We start from the raw sequence: 4,938 nt of genomic DNA, 5'->3' as shown, positions 1-4,938 counted from the left end.
GGTGGGCAACGTGCGCTTCGTCCAGGGTGATGCGCGCAAGGTGTGCGACGGGCTGGTGGCGGAGGGACGGTCGTTCGACCTGTGCCTCGCGGACCCGCCGCGCGCGGGAGCCCCGGGCCTGGCGAAGTGGATGCGCGCGTTGAACGTGCGCCGGGTGGTGTACGTGGCGTGTGACCCGGCCTCGCTGGCGCGGGACGCGGCGGGGCTGGTGGAGGCCGGTTACAAGCCCGTGGCGCTCCAGGTGGTGGACATGTTCCCGCAGACACACCACGTGGAAGCAGTCATGTCGTTCGAACGGTAGCGTACGGAAACCCACCATGGACGCCCGCATCGTCGAGTTCGCCGAGGTCCTCCGCCAGAACGGCGTGCGCGTCAGCACGTCCGAGGTGCAGGACGCGCTGCGCGCCACCGCCGAGGTGGGGCTCGAGGACCGGAACCTGTTCCGCGCCGTGCTGCGCACCACGCTCGTCAAGCGCGAGCTGGACGTGGACACCTTCCGCCGCGCGTTCGACTTCTATTTCTCCGGCGCGGCCCGCACGTTCGAGGCGCTCGACCAATCGCTGGCGAAGCAGCTAGAGGACGAGGGCTACCTGGAGGGCGACCTGCTGAAGATGGTCGTCTACCAGATGAACCTGCTCGCGCCGGAGATGTCCCCGCTGGCCCAGGCCATCCTCGCGGGCGACCGCGCGCGGCTGGCGCAAATCTTCCGGCAGGCGTCGCTTCAACTGGACCTGGGGCAACTGGAGAGCCCGCTGCAAACGGGGTTCTTCACGCGGCGGCTGCTCGCGGGCGCGGGCATGGAGCGGGCGCGCTCCGACCTCAAGTCCATGGAGGACGAGTTGCACGCGCGGGGCCTGAGCGCGGAGGGCATCGAGATCGTCTCGCGCCACGTGGCGGCGGCGATGCGCAAGATTGAAGACGCCGCGCGCCAGGAGGTGCGGCGCCAGTCCGAGGCCCGCATCCGCCGCCGCACGGACTCCGTCCTGGACAAGCCGCTCCACCTGCTGACCCAGGCGGAGGTGGACCAGATGGAGGCCGCCGTGCGCACGCTGGCGGAGAAGCTCAAGAGCCGGCTCATCCGCAAGCAGCGCTCGCACCGCCGGGGCTCGCTCAACGTGCGCCGCACCCTGCGCCGGAACATGCCGTGGGACGGCATCCCCATGGTGCCGCAGTTCCGCCGCCGCAGGCCCGAGCGCCCGGAGCTCGTCGTGCTCTGCGACGTCTCCGACTCCGTGCGGAACGCGTCGCGGATGATGCTGCTGTTCATGCACACGCTGCAGTCGCTGTTCGTCCGCGTGCGCTCGTTCGTCTTCGTGTCCGACATTGGGGAGGTGACGCACTTCTTCAAGGACCTGGACGTGAGCGAGGCCATCGACGCGGCGACCGCCGGGCGCACCGTGTCCATGAGCGCGAACTCCAACTACGGCCGCGCGCTGGCGGACTTCACGCGCGATCACCTGGGCAGCATCACCCGCCGCACCACCGTGATGATCATCGGCGACGGTCGCAACAACTACAACGCGAGCAACGCGTGGGCCCTCAAGGACCTGCGCCGCAAGGCGAAGCGCCTGTTGTGGATCTGCCCCGAGGAGCGCGGCAACTGGGGCATCGGTGACAGCGAGATGCTCACCTACGAGAAGCACTGTCACCAGGCCGTGGTCGTGACGTCGGTGTCGGACCTGAGCCGCATCGCGGATCAGCTCGTCCCCACCTGAACCCCCTTTCCCCCGAGGCTTCCCCCATGGCTCCGTCCCTCTTCGACGACTACCTGGACGTCCGCAACGTGGAGACCGGCTCGGACTTCGACGCCGCCGATGACCGCACGCTGCGCATGGCCTCCCGGCCGGTGGACAAGGCGATGCTCGACGCCCTGGTCCGCTACCAGGAGACCTTCCTGGCCCACGTGGAGGCGGATGTCCGTCCGGAGGCCATGGCCCGCGCGCAGACAGAAGCGCTCGCCGCCAGCGGGTTGGACCTGAAGGCGGTGGAGTGGGGGCTGTCCGTGCTCCGGGCCTTTGGAGGTCGGAGGTGGACGCTCCAGCGGCTCCAGTCGAAGCTCACGGAGCTGGAGGCGGCCAACGGGCCAGAGGTGGACGCACTGCGCCAGCGCGTCCGGGACGAGCTCCAGAAGCAGGAGCGGCACACGGAGGCGCTCGGCCGGCGGTACGGTGCGGAGACGGTGGCGCTGCTCCGGGAGAACGAGGCGGAGTTGGTCGCCCTGCACACCCGGCTCACGAAGGTGCTCAGCCGGGGATGAACCAGCCCGTCCGCCCGGTTGCATTCCGCGGCCGGGCATCGCATAAGGGCCCGTTTTCCCTCAAGGCCAACCCATGAAGCGCTACTTCATCCACACCTTCGGCTGTCAGATGAACGTCAACGACTCGCTCCGCATGAGCGAAGCGTTGTCGAAGATGTCCTACGTCCCGACGCCGGAGCCGGAGAACGCGGACCTCATCATCCTCAACACCTGCTCCATCCGGGAGAAGGCCGAGGACAAGATGCTGTCCGCGCTGGGGCGCTACCGCGCGGTGAAGGCCAGTCGCGGCGCCATCCTGGGCGTGGGCGGGTGCGTGGCCCAGCAGGAGAAGGACAAGCTGCTGAAGAAGGTGCCCTACCTGGACTTCGTCTTCGGCCCGGACAACATCGCGAAGCTGCCGGAGGTCATCAGCCGCGTGCAGGACGCGCGCGAGCGGGTGGTGGAGACCGCCTTCGTGGACTCCGAGGAGTACGTCTTCCCGCGCGCCGACGCGGAGACGTCCCGGGGCAAGGTGACCGAGTTCGTCACCGTGATGAAGGGCTGCGACAACGTCTGCTCCTTCTGCGTCGTGCCGCACACCCGTGGCCGCGAGGTGAGTCGCGCGTTCCCGGAGGTGCTCCTGGAGGTGGCGGACCTGGCGCGCGTGGGCCTGCGCGAGGTCACCCTCATCGGGCAGAACGTCAACTCGTACCAGGGCGGCATCAGCTTCGCGCAGCTGCTCCTGCGCACCGCGGAGGTGCCGGGCATCGAGCGCGTGCGCTTCACCACCAGCCACCCGCATGACCTGTCGGACGAGCTGATCGAAGCGTTCCGCACGCAGCCCAAGATCGCCCCGCACTTCCACCTGCCGGTGCAGTGCGGCAGCGACCGCATCCTGAAGATGATGCGCCGCGACTACACCGTGGTGCAGTACCTGGAGCGGCTGGAGAAGCTGCGCGCCGCTCGGCCCGGCATCGCCATCACCACCGACATCATCGTGGGCTTCCCCGGCGAGACCGAGGAGGAGTTCGAGATGACGCTCCAGCTCACGGAGCAGGTCCGGTACGACAACCAGTTCTCCTTCGTCTACAGCCCGCGCCCCAAGACGGGCGCCGCGCTGCGTGAGAAGGACTGGGGCCCGGTGCCGCACGAGGTGAAGGTGGCCCGGCTGGAGCGCCTGCAGAAGGTGCAGCGGCGCATCAGCGGCGAGTACACGCAGGCCCAGGTGGGCCTGGACGTGGAGGTCATGGTCGAGGGCCGCTCGCGCTACGACGCCACCAAGCGCTTCGGGCGCACGCCGGAGAACCGCACCGTCAACTTCGACGGTGACGCTCCCGCGGGCTCCTTCGTGACGGTCCACATCGAGCGCGCCACGCCCAACCAGCTCCAGGGCAAGCAGGTGGCGGTGCTCAAGGAGCCCACGGTGGCGCCGCTGCCGGTGGAGCTCACGGTGCCGCTGCACGTGCCCGCGGAGGCCTGACGCTCCGCCGTTGGTCCCCGCCGTCCTCGGAGGTTCCGCCATGCCGTTGAGGCCGTTTCGAGGGGTGTCCCCCCGCGTCCACCCGAGCTGCTTCGTCGAGGACTCCGCCCAGGTGGTGGGCGACGTGGAGCTGGGCGAGGACTCCTCCGTCTGGTTCAACTCCGTGCTGCGCGGGGACGTGAACTCCATCCGCATCGGCAAGCGCACCAACATCCAGGACCTCACCATGGTGCACGTCACCAGCCAGGGTGACTCCACGACGGTGGGCGACGACTGCACGGTGGGCCACCGGGTCATCCTCCACGGGTGCATCGTGGGCCACCGCGTCCTCGTGGGCATGGGCGCCATCCTGATGGATGGGGTGGAGGTGGGCGACGACTGCATCATCGGCGCTGGCACGCTCCTGACGCCGGGCACGAAGATTCCCCCGGGCTCGCTCGTGGTGGGCTCGCCGGGCAAGGTGAAGCGCCCCCTCACCGACGGCGAGCGCGAGTTCCTGGTCCAGTCCGCCCTCCACTACGTGCAGACCGCCTCCGAGCACCGCGCGAGCCGCTGACGACAGCGGGTTGTGCGTGTTAGGAACACCCTCATGGCTCTCTCGCCCGAGACGACCCTCAAGGCCTGTCCGCTCTTCAAGGGCTTCACCGACACCGGCATCCAGATCTTCGCCGTGGCCGCCGTGACGCGCGCCTTTCCCAAGGGCACGGCGCTGTTCTCCGAAGGCAAGGCCGGCGACTCGCTGCTGATTGTCGGCGAGGGCACCGTGCGGCTGAGCGCCCGGAACCCCGGGGGAGAAGACGTCGCCCTGGGCGAGGTGACCGTCGGGGAGCCCCTGGGAGAGCTGGCGCTCGTGCAGAAGGGGGAGCGGTTGTGCACCGCCACCGCCGCCACGGACGTGCTCGCGCTGGAGATCCGCGCCGCGGACTTCCAGAAGCTGCTCGCCCAGAAGCCCCAGGCCTGCATCAAGCTGCTGATGGGCATCGTCAGCCACTTCGGCGCCAAGGCGCGGGACAACCGGGACATGCTGCGCACACTCGTCGCGCGCTCCACCGGCGCTTGAGCGGAGCCTGAAGCTCCCACCGGGTGTTGGGTGGAAGGCCTCGTCCTCGCGTCCGGAGGCCAGGAGGGCAAGAGGCACTGCCACCCGCACGGGATGTGGTTACTGTCTTCGCCGGACGTAGGCCTCACGGACGGCCAATTAAGCGCACACAGTGGGTGGGAG

5 protein-coding genes and 1 pseudogene are annotated in these 4,938 nt (G+C 69.2%); all 6 read left to right on the top strand.

The features are described from left to right. Positions 1 to 301: pseudogene (locus D7V93_RS37800) on the top strand (class I SAM-dependent RNA methyltransferase); the annotation flags it as partial. Positions 302 to 317: 16 nt separating this feature from the next. Further along, positions 318 to 1,715, top strand: coding sequence for a VWA domain-containing protein (locus tag D7V93_RS37795; RefSeq protein WP_120647944.1), 1,398 nt, complete (start codon positions 318 to 320; stop codon positions 1,713 to 1,715). A 26-nt stretch (positions 1,716 to 1,741) separates the two neighbouring features. Beyond that, on the top strand, positions 1,742 to 2,257 hold the full coding sequence (locus tag D7V93_RS37790; RefSeq protein ID WP_120647943.1) for a hypothetical protein: 516 nt from the start codon (positions 1,742 to 1,744) through the stop codon (positions 2,255 to 2,257). A gap of 73 nt (positions 2,258 to 2,330) precedes the next feature. Then, positions 2,331 to 3,716 (top strand): tRNA (N6-isopentenyl adenosine(37)-C2)-methylthiotransferase MiaB, encoded by a 1,386-nt coding sequence (gene miaB, locus D7V93_RS37785; RefSeq protein WP_120647942.1) that lies wholly within the window; start codon positions 2,331 to 2,333, stop codon positions 3,714 to 3,716. A gap of 40 nt (positions 3,717 to 3,756) precedes the next feature. Then, a complete protein-coding gene (locus D7V93_RS37780; RefSeq protein WP_120647941.1) occupies positions 3,757 to 4,272 on the top strand; it encodes a gamma carbonic anhydrase family protein in 516 nt (171 codons plus the stop codon). 33 nt (positions 4,273 to 4,305) lie between these two features. Then, positions 4,306 to 4,776, top strand: a complete 471-nt coding sequence (locus tag D7V93_RS37775) for a cyclic nucleotide-binding domain-containing protein (RefSeq protein WP_120647940.1) — start codon at positions 4,306 to 4,308, stop codon at positions 4,774 to 4,776. Positions 4,777 to 4,938: the final 162 nt, after the last annotated feature.

Source organism: Corallococcus llansteffanensis, from assembly GCF_003612055.1.
Lineage (GTDB): Bacteria > Myxococcota > Myxococcia > Myxococcales > Myxococcaceae > Corallococcus > Corallococcus llansteffanensis.
Note: the sequence above shows the minus strand (reverse complement) of the source record. Positions and strands in the feature narration are given on the sequence as shown.